The 15,842-nt window shown below is 68.2% G+C and carries 12 protein-coding genes and 1 pseudogene; 7 read left to right on the top strand and 6 right to left on the bottom strand.

Annotated features, from left to right (window positions below; translation table 11 throughout):
- Window positions 1-3: 3 nt before the first annotated feature.
- The 6 genes from ACZYZ9_RS16875 (at window position 4) to ACZYZ9_RS16850 (ending at window position 6,652) form a co-directional block, all read left to right on the top strand.
- A complete protein-coding gene (locus tag ACZYZ9_RS16875; protein WP_463827403.1) occupies window positions 4-1,986 on the top strand; it encodes an acetyl/propionyl/methylcrotonyl-CoA carboxylase subunit alpha in 1,983 nt (660 codons plus the stop codon).
- Window positions 1,983-3,149, top strand: coding sequence for an acyl-CoA dehydrogenase family protein (locus tag ACZYZ9_RS16870; protein ID WP_463827402.1), 1,167 nt, complete (start codon window positions 1,983-1,985; stop codon window positions 3,147-3,149). Before ACZYZ9_RS16875 ends, ACZYZ9_RS16870 begins: the two co-directional genes overlap by 4 nt.
- Window positions 3,149-3,922: an enoyl-CoA hydratase family protein gene (locus ACZYZ9_RS16865; protein ID WP_463827401.1), complete on the top strand. Its 774-nt coding sequence runs from the start codon at window positions 3,149-3,151 to the stop codon at window positions 3,920-3,922. The genes ACZYZ9_RS16870 and ACZYZ9_RS16865 overlap by 1 nt, the downstream gene beginning before the upstream one ends.
- 84 nt (window positions 3,923-4,006) lie before the next feature.
- Window positions 4,007-4,609, top strand: coding sequence for a DUF1707 SHOCT-like domain-containing protein (locus ACZYZ9_RS16860; protein WP_463827400.1), 603 nt, complete (start codon window positions 4,007-4,009; stop codon window positions 4,607-4,609).
- A gap of 106 nt (window positions 4,610-4,715) precedes the next feature.
- Window positions 4,716-5,021 carry a WXG100 family type VII secretion target gene (locus ACZYZ9_RS16855; protein WP_463827399.1) on the top strand — a complete coding sequence of 102 codons (306 nt, stop codon included), beginning with the start codon at window positions 4,716-4,718 and terminating at the stop codon, window positions 5,019-5,021.
- On the top strand, window positions 5,018-6,652 hold the full coding sequence (locus tag ACZYZ9_RS16850; protein WP_463827398.1) for an alpha/beta hydrolase: 1,635 nt from the start codon (window positions 5,018-5,020) through the stop codon (window positions 6,650-6,652). Before ACZYZ9_RS16855 ends, ACZYZ9_RS16850 begins: the two co-directional genes overlap by 4 nt.
- Here the strand turns inward: ACZYZ9_RS16850 and ACZYZ9_RS16845 are convergent, their stop codons facing one another.
- From ACZYZ9_RS16845 to ACZYZ9_RS16820, 6 genes and pseudogenes are all read right to left on the bottom strand, one after another.
- Complete coding sequence (locus tag ACZYZ9_RS16845; RefSeq protein ID WP_463827397.1) at window positions 6,653-8,638, bottom strand: vWA domain-containing protein; 1,986 nt, start codon at window positions 8,636-8,638, stop codon at window positions 6,653-6,655. It abuts the gene before it with no gap.
- Entirely contained in the window at window positions 8,631-10,013 is a 1,383-nt protein-coding gene (locus ACZYZ9_RS16840) for a sigma 54-interacting transcriptional regulator (RefSeq protein ID WP_463827396.1), read from the bottom strand. The genes ACZYZ9_RS16845 and ACZYZ9_RS16840 overlap by 8 nt, the downstream gene beginning before the upstream one ends.
- 84 nt (window positions 10,014-10,097) lie before the next feature.
- Window positions 10,098-11,663 carry a bifunctional phosphoribosylaminoimidazolecarboxamide formyltransferase/IMP cyclohydrolase gene (gene purH / locus ACZYZ9_RS16835; protein WP_463827395.1) on the bottom strand — a complete coding sequence of 522 codons (1,566 nt, stop codon included), beginning with the start codon at window positions 11,661-11,663 and terminating at the stop codon, window positions 10,098-10,100.
- Window positions 11,660-12,301, bottom strand: a complete 642-nt coding sequence (purN, locus tag ACZYZ9_RS16830) for a phosphoribosylglycinamide formyltransferase (protein ID WP_463827394.1) — start codon at window positions 12,299-12,301, stop codon at window positions 11,660-11,662. Before purN ends, purH begins: the two co-directional genes overlap by 4 nt.
- A 145-nt stretch (window positions 12,302-12,446) precedes the next feature.
- Window positions 12,447-13,619: pseudogene (locus ACZYZ9_RS16825) on the bottom strand (cell division protein PerM); the annotation flags it as partial.
- A 39-nt stretch (window positions 13,620-13,658) separates the two neighbouring features.
- Entirely contained in the window at window positions 13,659-14,579 is a 921-nt protein-coding gene (locus ACZYZ9_RS16820) for a DUF5336 domain-containing protein (protein WP_463827393.1), read from the bottom strand.
- A gap of 200 nt (window positions 14,580-14,779) precedes the next feature.
- Between ACZYZ9_RS16820 and ACZYZ9_RS16815 the strand changes: the two genes are divergently transcribed.
- Complete coding sequence (locus tag ACZYZ9_RS16815; RefSeq protein WP_463827392.1) at window positions 14,780-15,625, top strand: LLM class F420-dependent oxidoreductase; 846 nt, start codon at window positions 14,780-14,782, stop codon at window positions 15,623-15,625.
- Window positions 15,626-15,842 lie beyond the last annotated feature (217 nt).

Genomic DNA, 15,842 nt, shown 5'->3' with positions numbered 1-15,842 from the left:
GGCATGGGAATCACGAGAGTGCTGGTGGCCAACCGTGGCGAGATCGCCCGGCGGGTGTTCGCCACGTGCCGACGACTCGGGTTGGGCACCGTCGCGGTCCACACCGACCCGGATGCCGCCGCACCGCACGTCGCCGAGGCCGACGCCACGGTGCGCCTTCCGCAGACGACCGACTACCTCAACGCTGATGCCGTCATCGCAGCCGCACAGGCCGCCGGGGCCGACGCCGTCCACCCCGGATACGGCTTCCTCTCGGAGAACGCGGAATTCGCCGCGGCGGTGCAGGACGCGGGTCTGACCTGGATCGGACCACCCGTGGACGCCGTGCGCGCGATGGGCTCCAAGATCGAATCCAAGAAATTGATGTCCGGCGCCGGGGTCCCGGTCCTGGAAGAACTGGACCCGGCCACCGTCACCGAGGCGCAACTGCCGGTGCTGGTCAAGGCGTCCGCCGGCGGCGGCGGGCGTGGGATGCGGGTCGTCCGCGAATTATCGGCGTTGCCAGGCGAAGTCGAGGCCGCGCAGCGCGAGGCCCAATCCGCGTTCGGCGATCCGACGGTGTTCTGCGAGCGCTACCTGCCCACCGGACACCACATCGAGGTGCAGGTGATGGCCGACAAGCACGGCACGGTCTGGGCCATCGGCGAGCGGGAGTGTTCCATTCAGCGACGACACCAGAAGGTCATCGAAGAGGCGCCGTCGCCGTTGGTCGAGCGGACCCCGGGCATGCGCGAGAAGCTTTTCGAGGCAGCCCGGCTGGCCGCCGCCGCGATCGGCTACACCGGTGCGGGCACCGTGGAGTTCCTCGCCGACGACAACGGGGAGTTCTTCTTCCTGGAGATGAACACCCGCCTGCAGGTCGAGCACCCGGTCACCGAGGAAACCACCGGGTTGGACCTGGTCGAGCTGCAACTCGAAGTGGCCGACGGTGGCCGGCTCAGCGCCGAACCTCCTGCAGCTCAAGGTCATTCGATCGAGGCCCGGCTCTATGCCGAGGATCCGGCGCAGGGCTGGCAGCCGCAGGCCGGGGTGGTGCACGCGCTGCGACTGCCCTCGGTGCGCGCCGAGTTCGAGACCCTGGGTCACCGGACCGGCATCCGGCTGGACTCCGGCATCGTCGACGGCTCGGCGGTATCGATCTACTACGACCCGATGCTGGCCAAGGTCATCTCCTACGCACCGACCCGCCGGCAGTCGGCGCTGGTGCTCGCCGACGCGCTGGCCCGCGCCCGGGTGCACGGCCTGCGCACCAACCGTGAGCTGCTGGTGCACGTGCTGCGCCACCCTGCGTTCCTCGACGGTGCCACCGACACAGCGTTTTTCGATACCCACGGCCTGGCCGAACTCTCGGCGCCGCTGGCCGATGCCGAGACCGTCCGGTTGTCGGCGATCGCGGCGGCGCTGGCCGACGCCGCGCACAACCGCGCCACCGCCACGGCCTTGCCCGCGCTCCCCAGTGGCTGGCGTAACCTGACGTCGGGGTTCCAGGTCAAGACCTACCGGGATGACGCCGAGACCGAGCAGCGGATCCAATACCGTTACACCAGAACCGGATTGGCATTGCCCGACGATCCGAGCGTGCAACTGGTCGCCGCGTCGCCCGACGAAGTGGTGCTGGCGGAGCACGGCGTGGCCACCGGTTTTCGGGTCGCCCGCTTCGGGGACGACGTCTACATCGATTCCGCGCGCGGACCGGTGCACCTCGTCGCGCTACCCCGCTATCCCGAACCGGAATCGGCCGTCGCGCAAGGCTCACTCATCGCACCCATGCCGGGCAACGTCATTCGCATCGGGGCCGAAGTCGGCGCCACCGTCACCGCCGGCCAGCCGCTGATCTGGCTGGAGGCGATGAAGATGGAACACACCATCACCGCACCGAACGACGGCGTCCTCGCCGAACTCAATGTCCAACCAGGCCGGCAAGTCGAAGTCGGCGCTGTGCTAGCACGCGTCGAAGCACCCGAATCAGAAGGGGATTCCCAATGACCGAAACCAGCTTCATTGAAAGCGAAGATCGTCAGGCACTGCGCAAGGCGGTGCGCGAATGGGCGTCCGGCTACGGTGCCGACTACTACCTGAAGAAGGCTCGCGCCCAAGAGCACACCAACGAATTGTGGACTGAGGCAGGCAAACTCGGCTTTCTCGGGGTGAATCTGCCCGAGGAGTACGGCGGTGGCGGTGCCGGCATGTACGAGCTGTCACTGGTGATGGAGGAGATGGCAGCGGCGGGCAGCGCGTTGCTGCTGATGGTGGTCTCGCCCGCCATCAACGGCACCATCATCAGCAAGTTCGGCACCGAAGAACAGAAGAAGCGTTGGGTGCCCGCCATCGCCGACGGTTCCTTGACCATGGCGTTCGCCATCACCGAACCCGACGCCGGCTCCAACTCGCACAAGATCACCACCACCGCCCGCCGCGACGGCAGCGACTGGATCCTCAAGGGGCAGAAGGTCTACATCTCCGGTGTCGACCAGGCGCAGGCGGTATTGGTGGTGGGCCGGACCGAAGAGGCCAAGACCGGCAAGCTGCGCCCGGCGTTGTTCGTGGTGCCCACCGATGCTCCGGGCTTCACCTTCACGCCCATCGATATGGAGATCATCAGTCCCGAGCGTCAGTTCCAGGTGTTTCTGGACGATGTGCGACTGCCCGCCGACGCGCTGGTCGGCGCCGAAGACGCCGCCATCGCACAGCTGTTCGCCGGGCTGAACCCGGAACGCATCATGGGCGCGGCCAGCGCCGTCGGCATGGGACGTTTCGCGCTGGACAAGGCAGTCGAATACGTCAAGACCCGCCAGGTCTGGGGCACTCCGATCGGCGCGCACCAGGGGCTGGCGCACCCGTTGGCGCAGTGTCACATCGAGGTGGAACTGGCCAAGCTGATGATGCAGAAGGCGGCGACGCTCTATGACGCCGGCGACGACGGTGGCGCCGCCCAGGCGGCCAACATGGCCAAGTACGCAGCCGGCGAGGCCTCGACGCGCGCGGTCGACCAGGCCGTGCAGTCCATGGGTGGCAATGGGCTGACCAAGGAGTACGGCGTGGCCGCCATGCTGACCGCATCCCGGCTGGCGCGGATCGCGCCGATCAGCCGGGAAATGGTGCTCAACTTCGTCGCTCAGACCTCGCTCGGTCTGCCCCGTTCGTACTGATGGACACCCTCGTCGAGTACGCCCGCGACGGTGCGGCCGCCAGGCTGACGCTGAACTCGCCGCACAACCGCAACGCCCTGTCGACCGCCCTGGTCAGCCAACTCCACGACGGCCTGCGGGCCGCCGCCCAAGACCCGGCGGTGCGGGTGGTGGTACTCGGCCATGCCGGTGGCACGTTCTGCGCGGGCGCCGACCTCAGCCAGGGCGCCAGCGGCGACCCCTTCGACCTCGCCGTGGCGCGGGCACAGGAGATGACCAACCTGCTGCGCGCGATCGTCGCCTCGCCGTTGCCGGTGATCGGTGCCATCAACGGGCACGTGCGCGCAGGGGGGTTCGGTCTGATCGGCGCGTGCGACATGGTGGTCGCGGGACCCCGCAGCACCTTTGCCTTGACCGAAGCCCGGATCGGGGTCGCCCCGGCGATCATCTCGCTGACGTTGCTGCCGAAACTTTCCGCCCGGGCGGCAGCCCGCTATTACCTCACCGGTGAAACGTTCGGCGCCAGCGAAGCCGCCGAGATCGGGTTGATCAGCCTGGCCGCCGACGACGTGGACGCCGCGGTGGCCGGGCTGGTCGCCGACGTCAGCCGCGGGTCTCCGCAGGGTCTGGCGGCGTCCAAGGCGCTGACCACCGCCGCCGTGCTCGAGGGGTTCGACCGCGACGCACAGCGGCTCACCGAGGAATCGGCCCGATTGTTCGTCTCCGAGGAAGCCCGCGAAGGCATGCTCGCATTTCTGCAGAAACGCGCGCCGAGCTGGGCTTCTTCGTCCTGAGACGGCGTTTCGCAGCGGACGAACGTTGCAGTTTAGCCAACACCTCTTGCAGCAAAATCGTGAAGTCGTAAGCTCGCGGGTGAGATGACCAACCCAGCCCAGCATGACGTTCAAACCTCGCGCGACGATATGGCGCGCGCGGCCGACACCGACCGCATCCAAGTCGCGCAGTTGCTGGCCTACGCGGCCGAACAGGGACGCCTGCAACTCAACGACTACGAAGATCGGCTAACCAAGGCCTACGCGGCGACGACCTATCAGGAGCTCGACGAACTGCGCGCCGACCTGCCCGGTACGGCAGTGAGCTCGCGCCGCGGCGGCAAATGCAATCCGGCGCCGTCGACGTTGCTGCTGGCCATCATGAGCGGCTTCGAGCGCCGCGGCCGGTGGAACGTGCCGAAGAAGCTGACCACCGTCACATTCTGGGGCAACGGTGTGGTCGATCTGCGTTACGCCGACTTCACCTCCACCGAGGTCGAGATCAGGGCGTACTCGATCATGGGCGCCCAGACCATCCTGTTGCCACCGGAGGTCAACGTCGAGATCGACGGCCGGGGGATCATGGGCAACTTCGATCAATCGGTGGTCGCCGGGGGCAGCCCGGGAGCGCCGAACGTGCGGATCCGCGGGTTCTCCTTCTGGGGCGGCGTGGGAATCCGGCGCAAGGCGCGCAAACCGCGCAAGTAATCCACAACGCCATTTCGGTATCCACACGGGCCACTCCTGGTGAGTGGTCCGCTGTTTTGCGCGCTGCCAATCTTTCGCCCAAAGTCACCTCGGCAGACGGGCAGATATGGCAGAACAACTACGGGCGATTCCCGACGAGCTCATCCGGGTCGGCACCGCGCTGGCCGACCACGGTCAGGTGTTGTGGAACCTGCAACAGGTGTGCCACCGCGACGCCGACGGTGCCCGGGCGGGGTGGGTGGGTTCCTCGGCTACCGCCTTATCGACGTTGCTGGACCATTGGGCGGCGGCCAGCGATGTGCACATCAGCCGACTCGGCGAACATTCCGTCGGCTTGCATGTCACCGCCGGCGGTTTCGCCGAGTCCGAGCAGCACAGCGCTGCGCGCCTGGCCGGCCCGTCGGCGTCATGACGGTCACTCTGGCCGACGTCGACCGCTGGGATCCCGAGGCGATCCGGACGGTGTTCGATGCCGCGATCCGCCGCGCACACGGCACCCGCACCGCATCGGCCGCGGTCGCGGAGATGATGCGGCTGCTCAACTTCGGCGGTGTCGCCGCCGAAGCCGCGCAGGCGGCTACCCAGCACACCAACGTCGTCCTGGACGACCACGCCGGCGCCTGTGAAGCTGTCGCACGGGCGGCTGAACAATCCGCCGACGAAGTGACCGGCATCAAGTCTCGGCTGCGGGCGATGCGCGACTTCGCAGCGGAAAACCAGCTGGCCATCGACGACCAGACCGGCGCGGTCCTGCCACCGTCCAACGTGTATTCGCGGTCCGCCGCAGAACTGCAACGCATATTCGACGCAGCGCTGCGGCTGGCCGAAGACGTGCGCACCCTGCTGGCGGCCGCCGAGCTCGCCGACGAGGATCTGGCCGCGGCGATCCGCGGCACCGACGGCGACCTCTCGCCGACTCAGATCGACGCGCAACTCAGCCACCAGCTGCCTGCGGTCCCTGCGGTACCCCCGGACCACAGCACCGCCGATCAGGTGAGCCGGTGGTGGCATGCACTGCTGCCCGGCCAGCAGGATCAGGTCAGGGAATGCCTTCCGTCCGCCATCCGCAACCTCGACGGTATTCCGGTCGCTGTCCGCAGCCGGCTCAACAGGACTGAGCTGCAACACGAAATCACCCGGCTAGGGCAGGGATGGTACGACGGGGCCGGATACTGGCGCACCGATCCCGAGAAGCTGGCCGACCTGCAAGCGCTGCGGCACACCCTGGAGACCGTTCCCGAGTCCGGTCTGATTCTGCTGGACACCACGGGGATCCCGGGGAAGGTGTTGGCGGCGGTCGGAGTCGGCGATGTCGACAACGCCGAATGCGTGGGGGTCATGGTGCCCGGCCTGAACTCCAGAGTCAGCGCCACTGCCGCAGATTTAACCAATCAGGCTGCCCTGCAACGGGATAAGGCGCGCGACTTGCGGGCCTCGGCACACCGGCGCAACCCCGGTGCTGTCGCATCGATCGCCTGGTTGGGTTATGACGCACCGGACAGTCTGCGGGATGTGACGCACGACTGGCATGCCCGCGACGGTGCGCGCCGGTTGAACAGCTTCTACCAGGGCTTGGCCGCGGCGAGCAACGTTGCAGACCAACACATCACGGCGTTCGGGCACTCCTACGGCTCGCTGGTCACCAGCCTGGCGTTGCAGCAGGGTGCGCCGGTGAGCGACGTGGTGCTCTACGGTTCGCCCGGGGGTGAGCTCAGCAACGCCTCGCAACTCGGTGTGCAACCCGGTCATGCCTACTACATGATCGGTCGCGAAGACGTGGTGGCAGAGACCATTCCCGGCTTCGGCGCATTCGGCGCCGGGCTGCAGGACGTGCCCGGCATGGTGCCCTTGTCGACGGCCACGGGGGTAGCGCCGCCGAACGCGTACGGCGACGGGCAACTGCACGAGCGGGCCTACGGTCACTCGGATTACGGCCGGCTGGGCAGCAACGGGCAGCTGCGGATGAGTGCCTACAACATGGCGGCGGTGCTGGCCGGTCTGCCCGACGACCTCATCCGGCCACCCGCGCTGGGCCCGCGCTAGTCAGCGGCGTCGCCGCGACCGCAGGTAGTCGCCCACCACGGCGGCCCCCAGCCCGTCCAGGTCGGGCACCACGACGCGACCCTCCACCCGTCGGGCAACCTGATCGATGAAGCGGGCCAGGCCCGGATCGCTGCCCAGCCGGAAGATGGTGACCTGCGCACCCAGCCGGGCCATGTCGTCGAATCCGCGCACCGTGTGCGCGATGGTCCGCGGGTGCGGCGGGTAATCGAAGAAGACCGACGTGCCCTCGCCGCCGAGGTCCTCCAGGTGTGCGGTGGGTTCGCCGTCGGTCACCACCAGCAGCACGGGTTGCGCGTTCGGGTGGCGGCGCAGATGACGTCCGGCCAGGGCCAGCGCATGATGCAGGTTGGTGCCCTGTTCGTACACACCCTCCAGGCCGGTCAGCTCCGCAGCGGTGACGGTGCGGGCATAACGGCCGAATGCAATGATCTGCAGGGCATCCGAGCGGAACCGGGTGGACACCAGATGATTCAGCGCGATAGCCGTCTGCTTCATCGGCAGCCAACGATTCTCCATCACCATCGAGAACGAGGTGTCCACCAGCAGCGCCACCGCGGCCTGGGTGCGGGTCTCGGTCTCGGAGATCTCGACGTCGTCGACGGTGATCTTCAGCGACGGGCGGGCACCATCCAGCGTGTGGGTACCCGCTTGGCGCAGTACAGCATTGGTGAGGGTGCGGGGGATGTTCCACGGCTCGGTGTCCCCGAACTGCCAGGGCCGGGTCCCGCCGGTCAACTCCCCGGCCGCCCCCGCACGCCGGTGGTCGCGCTCGCCGTGCCGACCGGAAAGCTGTTGCGCCACATCGCGTAACGCGGTCTCACCCAATCGGCGCATCGCTTTCGGGGACAGCCGCCACTGTCCGTCGGTACCGCGATCCAGAAAGCCCTGGCTGAGCAGCGCGCGTTCGAGTTCGGATAACGTCCGGGCGTCGAGGGCAGCTTCCTCACCCAGTTGCCGGGCCAGCGCGTCGAGGTCGACGTCGTCCATCGTGGCGCCGGGATAGGCCTGCGACAGCTGCTCGGCCAGTTGTTCGAGCTCACCGATGTCAGCCAGCGCCTGGGCCCCCTCACCCATGCCGAACGGGTTGTCGCCGGAGAACTGCTGGGATCCGGTCCAGTCTTCGCCCGGACGCGCGGCCTGCAGGTGGGAGTCCAGGCGACTCAGTGCCTGCATCAACGACGGTGAGCCGAACGCCTGCTGCGCCAACGCATCCAGCTCGTCGCGCTGCTCTTGACTCAAACTGTTGCGGAATCGCTGCGCAGCGGCGGCCCGTTTTGCCAGCGAGTCCAGCAACTCGTCGACGTCCTTCGGGTTCTCCGGAAAGAACTCGCCGTGGGAGTCCATGAAGTCTTGGAAGTCCTGCTGGGTGTCCTCACCCCGAGAGTGCTTGTCCAGCAGGTTGTTCAGATCGTCGAGCATCTCGTTGACGCGCTGGCGGTCCTCGTCGGTGGCGCCGGCCAGCGCCTCCTTCATGCCGGCGAACCGCTGGTCCAGCATCTCGCGGCCCAGCAGGTCCTTGATCTGCTCGTACTTCTGCCGCGCCTCGCCGCTGCGCCAGTCGTATTGGGAAAGTTCCTGGACCGCTTTGGCGGGCGACGGCGGCAACGCCTCCAGTTGCAGTTCGCTGAACCGGGCGTCGTCGTCCAGGGCGCGGGCCAGCTCCTTGCGCTCGGCGAGCACGGCCTCATCCAAGAGTTTCTTGATGTCCTGCAGCGTGCCGTCTAAGTTATTGCGCCGCAGCAGATCCCGGCGGCGACGATTCGCTTCGGCGGCCAGCCGGTCGGCACCCCGCATGTTCTCGGTGCCGCGACGCAGCAGCTCGGACAGCGCCCGTCGCGGCGAGGTGCCCGCCATGACGTCCTGCCCGATCGCTTCGAGCGCCTCACGCAGATCCACCGGCGGAGCCAGCGGGTCGGGCCCGCCGGTGTACGCCGAATACCGCGCGGAGTGCCCGCTGCTAGCCATAGACGGTCTGCCCTTCCCCGGACACCTTGTCGACCCGCTTGGCCAGGTACAACGCCTCCAGAGCCAATTCCAATGCCGCCGCGCGCTCCCCTTCGGATTCCGCGCCCAGTTTCGCTGCGATCTTGTCCACCACCGGCAGGCCCGGCACGGCGGCCAGCACATCCTTGGCCGACACCCGCTCACCCGTCGTCACCGCGGAACCGCGTTCGACGGCGGTCACCAGGGTGGCGACGTCGATACCGCCCAGCACCCGCGACGCAGTGTCGGCGGTGGCGCGGCGCAGCAAGTGCTCCAGCACGGCCTGTTCGCGGCCCTCCTCGCCGGACTCGAATTCCAGCTTGCCGCGCAGCACGTCGATCACGGTGCCCAGATCGACCACCCGCGCCACCGGATCGGACTCGCCCAGGATCGCCGCGCGGTGCCGGGCCGCGGCGGCGACCGTCTCGGCCGCTGCGATGGCGAATCGGGCGGAGACGCCGGAGCGCTGATCGACCGAGCTGGACTCGCGCAGATACCGCGCGAACCGGGCGATCACCTGCAGCAGGTAGTCGGGAACCTGCGCGCTCAGGTGCGCCTCCTGGGCGATCACGCCGATCTCGGCGGACAGTTCCAGCGGATAATGGGTGCGGATCTCCGCACCGAACCGGTCCTTGAGCGGGGTGATGATGCGGCCGCGGTTGGTGTAGTCCTCGGGGTTGGCGCTGGCGACCACCAGGACGTCGAGCGGCAGCCGCAGCGTGTAACCGCGGACCTGGATGTCGCGCTCCTCCATCACATTGAGCATCGACACTTGGATGCGCTCGGCGAGGTCGGGCAGCTCGTTGACCGCCACGATGCCGCGGTGCGCGCGCGGGATGAGGCCGTAGGCGATGGTCTCGGGGTCGCCCAGGCTGCGCCCCTCGGCGACCTTGATCGGGTCGATGTCACCGACCAGGTCGGCGACGCTGGTGTCGGGGGTGGCCAGTTTCTCGGTGTAACGCTCACTGCGGTGTTTCCAGGCGATCGGCAGATCCTCACCGGACTGGGCAGCCCGCTTGATCGACTCCGGGGTGATCGGGGTGTAAGGGTGCTCGCCGAGTTCGGCCCCGGCGATCACCGGCGTCCACTCATCGAGCAGACCGGTCAGCGCGCGCAGCAGGCGGGTCTTGCCCTGGCCGCGTTCGCCCAACAGGACGAAGTCGTGGCCGGCGATCAGGGCCCGCTCCAACTGCGGAATCACGGTGTCGTCGAAACCCAGAATCCCGGGCCATACGTCGTCGCCGTCGGCCAGTGCGGTCAACAGGTTCTCGCGGATTTCCTGCTTGACCCCTCGCTCGCGATGACCGGAAGCGCGCAGCTCGCCGACGGTGCGGGGCAGATTGTTCGGTGAAGTCACCTCTCCACGCTACGGCGGTGCGATGGATTCGGCACAGGCGCGCTGGCCGGAATGCACTGAAGGCCGGAGACGGACGACAAGGGTTCAGTGCGCGAAGTGGCGCGCCCCGGTGAGGTACAGCGTGATCCCGGCGTTGGCTGCCGCGGCGGTGACCTCGTCGTCGCGCACCGAGCCGCCCGGATGCACGATCGCCTGGACGCCGGCGGCGGTCAGGGTCTCGAGGCCGTCCGGGAACGGGAAGAACGCATCGGAGGCCGCCACCGCGCCCCTGACCCGATCGCCGCCGCGTTCCACCGCGAGCCGGGCGGCGTCCACCCGGTTGACCTGACCCATGCCGACGCCGATGGTGGCACCGCCGGCGACGATGACGATCGCGTTGGACTTCACCGCCCGGCAGGCCCGCCAGGCGAAAACCAGGTCGGTCAGTGTGTCCGGATCGGCGGGATCCCCGGTGGCCAGGGTCCAGTTGTTCGGGTCGTCGCCGGGGGCGTCGAGCTGGTCGCGCTGCTGGATCAGCAATCCGCCGCTGATCGGCCGCAGTTCGTGGCCACCGGCCAGCGGTTCGGAGGCCACCAGCACCCGGATGTTCTTCTTGCGCGTCAACACCTCCAGGGCACCCTGTGCATAGGCGGGCGCCACGATCACCTCGGTGAAGATGGTGCTGACGTATTCCGCCATCTCGACGCTGACCTCGGTGTTGGCCGCGATCACGCCGCCGAAGGCGCTCAGCGGGTCGCATTCGTGGGCCTTGCGGTGCGCATCGGCGACCGACACATCGGAGATGGCGATGCCGCAGGGGTTGGCGTGTTTGATGATCGCCACACACGTTTGTTCGTGGTCGAAGGCGGCCCGCCAGGCCGCGTCGGCATCGGTGAAGTTGTTGTAGGACATCTCTTTTCCGTGCAACTGCTCGGCCTGCGCCAGACCCGGCCACGCCGCCGGGTCGGAGTACAGCGCGGCCTGCTGGTGCGGATTCTCGCCGTAACGCAGCGTCGCCTCGCGCTGCCAGTTGCGGGCAAAGAAATGCGGGAATTCCTGCGCGGGCTCCTCAGGCGCCAACGTCGACTGCATCCAGGTCGCGACGGCGATGTCGTATTCGGCGGTGTGCTGAAATGCCAGCGACGCCAACTTCTTACGCTCACCGAGGGTGAATCCCCCGGCGCGGACCGCGGCCAGCACACCGTCGTAGCCGCGTGGATCGGTGACCACGGCGACGCTGGGGTGATTCTTGGCGGCGGCGCGCACCATCGACGGACCGCCGATGTCGATCTGTTCGACGCACTCGTCTTCGGACGCCCCGGATTCGACGGTCTGGGTGAAGGGATAGAGGTTGACGACGACGAGCTCGAAAGCCTGGATGCCCAGTTCGGCCAGTGCCGCCTCGTGCTGGGGCTTGCGCAGATCGGCCAGCAGCCCGGCGTGCACCCGAGGGTGCAGCGTCTTGACCCGGCCGTCCAGCACTTCCGGGAAACCGGTCAGTTCCTCGACCCGCGTCACCGGAATCGCTTTATCGGCAATGGTTTTCGCCGTTGATCCGGTTGACACGATTTCGACACCGGCGGCCGCGAGACCTTGGGCGAGGTCGATCAGGCCGGTCTTGTCGTACACGCTGATCAGTGCGCGACGGACCGGTTTCTTGCCGATGCTCATGTTGTGCTCATCCCTAGGGTCGCCTTCCTCGCCGTCACCGTCACGCCGCGTGTCGCTATTGCGGCCACCACGTCCACCAGCAGTCGCCGCTCCACGACCTTGATCCGTTCGTGCAGGGTCTCCGGATCGTCACCGTCGAACACCTCGACGGGTTGCTGCGCCAAAATCGGTCCGGTGTCCACGCCGGCGTCCACCAGGTGCACGGTACAACCGGTGATCTTGACACCGTATGCCAGCGCTTCGGCCACACCGTGTGCGCCCGGAAAGGCCGGCAGCAACGCGGGGTGGGTGTTCAGGGTGCGCCCGTTGAACCTCGAAAGAAATTGCGGTCCAAGGATTTTCATGAATCCAGCGGACACCACCAGGTCTGGGCGGTGGGCAGCGGTGGCTTCGGTGATCGCCGCGTCCCAGGCATCGCGGCTCGGATAGTCGCCGACGCGCACGGTGAACGACGGTACCCCGGCGTCCGCGGCGACCCCGGTGGCCCGGCAGTCGCGATCCACCCCAACCGCCACGACGCGCGCCGGGTAGTCACCCTGGGCCGCATCCAGCAGAGAGTTGAGCAGCGATCCGGTCCCGGACGCCAGGACTACCAGCCGCGCCGGTGCACTCGGGGGCACACGGAGCGGTTCTGGCACACGGCGACAATACTCAACTCTCGCGCGGCTGTTCCTGTGGCTCCTCGGCGTCCTCGTCGCTGGGCGTTTCGTCCTCCTCGGCCAGATCGGCCGACTCCCCCGGCTCCAGATCGTCGTCGAACGATCCCAGCACCGGTTCGGCCACCGGTGTGGGTCTGGGCCGTCGCGGGCGCCGCCTGATCCCGCCGGCCATCACCACCGTCATCGCGCCAACGACCACGAACCAGAAGAGCGCGCCGAGGAACAGGCTGCTCAACTCCACGCCGACGTCACCGAAATTGCCCAACCGGCCACCCCCGCCGTACCCGAGCACCGTGATCGCCGATGCCCCCACCAGCGCGGCGACCAGCAATTTGGCGATCGCGGCGACCAACGGCAGCGCCCGGCGCGCGCATTGCTGCCCCAGTGCCACCCCCGAGGCCGCGCCGATGATCAGCAGCGCAACCCACACCGGCCCGAGGCGGGGGGTGGGCACGGCGGCCAGGATCGGCAGGGCCGGCACGTCGCCGCCGAACACCGTGAAGGAGCTGAAGGTCGCGTAGCCGATGTGCGCGCTGGACCCGACCGCGATCGCCGACGCGCCGACAATGACGTTGGGGGCGTACAACAGTGACAGCACCGTCAGATTGAACTGGCCCCAGATGGAGTCGGTGATTGCGAACAGGTCCTGCATGGTCGACCAATGGACCACCAGCGAGCCCGTCGTCACCACTCCGGACAGGCCCAGCAACGCCAGCACCCCGGCGACCGCGGCGCGTAGCGAATCGCCCAGCCATCCCGGCAACGGGGAGGCGGCCAGCGCTCGTCGTCCCACCCGGGACCACACCCCGATCGCGGCCCCGATGGCATGCACCACCAGCACGCTGGTGAACGCGCGCAGCGCGCTGGGCGTCTGCAGTTCGGTGAGCACCGAGGACGCGTCGTGGATGACCGCCAGCGCGATGGCCGTCATCAACAGCGGCCCGCCCAGTGCTGAGGCGATCACCCACCGCACCACCAGGAACGACGAGTATCGCGTGGTCGCCCGCGCCGTGGCGCGAGCCGTCCCCCACACCATCAACAGCGCCGGCAGCAACGGCATGACGCCAAGCTCGCGGCCGGCGATCGAGATCGGCACCTGGTGCACACCGAGCCACATGCTGGCGACGGCGCCGAGCGCACCGGTCATGTCGCTGTTGGCGATCAACAATTCCAGCAGCGTGACCGCGGCGATGACGACCAGCGCCACCACGGCGGGCGCAAACGCGACCCTGGCCAGGTCACGTGCCTGACGGGCACCCGCGGTCCGGTTGTCCTCGCTTGCCGACACCCTTGTCACTCTTCGCGCGCGAACCGGGCTGGGCGCGAGAGCGCAGGCTTAGACCGGTGCCCCACCAGGCGACTGCTGACCCTGCCCGTAGGACTGCGGTCCGCTGGGGGGGTTGGAGTAGTTGACCGGCGCTGAACCAGCCTGCGATCCGCCGCCGGCGCTGACCGGAGGTGGCGGGCTGAAGCTGGGGAACCCGGTGGGCGGTGTGTGACTGGCCGGCGGCTGGTGCTGCGGCTGGGACACCACCTGGGTGGCCTGCTGCGCCGGGAAGCCGCCGGACTGCGGGTTCGGTCCCGAGTAGCCGCCGTACTGCGACCCGTACCCGGGCGGCTGCGCCCCCTGGGCCGAGTTCGGCGCGGACTGCTGTGCACCCGGCTGACCGTAGTACCCGCCCGGCTGACCGCCGTACTGGCCATACTGTCCGTACTGCTGGTAGCCGCTGAACGGGTCATACTTGGGCCGCGGAGTCGGCGCGGTGATGACGCCCGCTTCCAGCAGCAGCGCGGCCACGGCCGCCACCGCCTGGAACACCACGCACGCCAGCACGATCCACAGGGCCCAGCCGGCGGAGTAAGAGTCCGGCCGACTGAACGTGAAGGAAATGACCATCAGCACGCTCACGACCGAGAGCACCGCAGATATCGCGACGTAACTCCTGGCCTTGGGTAGCAGTCCCACTCCGGCCAGCAGCGCTGCCACCACGGCCACCGGTACCGCGTAACCGACGTCACCGGACACGTCGCTGCCGATGCCGCCCATTTCAGACTTGAAGGTGAAGATCGGGCCGAAGCTGAAGAAGTAGGCCAACAGACCCAGCGCCGCCACCGCGATGGACAGGTACAGGCCGAGCTTGCTTTCCGCCGGGGTGGCGGGCTCGGCCTGCCCGGACGCTGCGGCCGGGGCGCCGGAACCGTAGGGGCCGGCTGGCTGGCCGGGCGGGTAGCCGGGGCTACCAGGCGATAAGGTCATGGACTCCTCCTGTTGCTTCCGGTGCCTTCGGCTGCCGGGCGGCGTCGGTGCGCATGCTGCCGTGCGACGCCATTCGATCAACCACGCTAGCGCACCCCGGAAAGTAAATGCCCGTAGCCGCGCGCCGCTGCCGGCCTGCATCTGCGCCGAGACGGCAGGGGCGGCTGCGGACAAAATTAGAACACGTTCTAAATTGAGGCATGGACTACGGCCTCGTTCTGTTCACCAGCGACCGCGGCATCGCCCCGGCGCCCGCCGCCAAACTCGCCGAGGAACACGGATTCCACACGTTCTACGTGCCCGAACACACCCACATCCCGATCAAGCGCGAAGCGGCCCACCCCACCACAGGCGACTCCTCGCTGCCCGACGACCGCTACATGCGCACGCTGGATCCCTGGGTGAGTTTGGGCGCGGCATCGGCGGTGACCTCCCGCGTCCGGCTGTCGACGGCCGTGGCGCTGCCCGTCGAACACGACCCGATCACCTTGGCGAAAAGTATCGCCTCGCTGGACCATCTGTCCGGCGGGCGGGTCAGCCTGGGCGTCGGCTTCGGCTGGAACACCGACGAACTTGCCGACCACAACGTGCCGGCCGGTCGTCGGCGCACCATGCTGCGCGAATACCTCGAGGCGATGCGGGCGCTGTGGACTCAGGAAGAAGCCGAATACGACGGCGAGTTCGTCAAATTCGGTCCGAGCTGGGCGTGGCCCAAGCCGGTGCAGGCGCACATTCCGGTGCTGGTGGGCGCAGCGGGCAACGAGAAGAACTTCAAGTGGATCGCGCGCAGCGCCGACGGCTGGATCACCACGCCGCGTGACATCGATATCGACGAGCCGGTGAAACTGCTCCAGGACACGTGGGCCGCTGCCGGGCGTGCGGGGGCGCCACAGATCGTCGCGCTGGACTTCAAGCCGGACGCCGAAAAGTTGGCGCGCTGGGCCGAGCTGGGCGTCACCGAGGTGCTCTTCGGCATGCCGGACAGCGACGAGGCCAAGGTTGCCGCGTATGTGGAACGGCTGGCCGGCAAGTTGGCTTCGTTCTGACCCTTGCGATCGATTTCGCGCCGAGCGTCACACCAGCGCGACCCCCAACGCCGAACGTCACACTGGCGTGAGCTCTCCCGCAAGCGGCGGCGCCCCCACGATCGGTTCGCGGGCCGAGCGTCACGCCAGCGTGACGCCGCACGCCGAACGTCACACTGGCGTGAGCTCTCCCGCAAGCGGCGGCGCCCCCACGATCGGTTCGCGGGCCGAGCGTCAC

The sequence above is a fragment of the Mycobacterium sp. IDUB_28 genome, assembly GCF_055419285.1.
The sequence above is the reverse complement of the archived record's forward strand: the minus strand, read 5'-3'. Positions and strand labels throughout refer to the sequence as shown.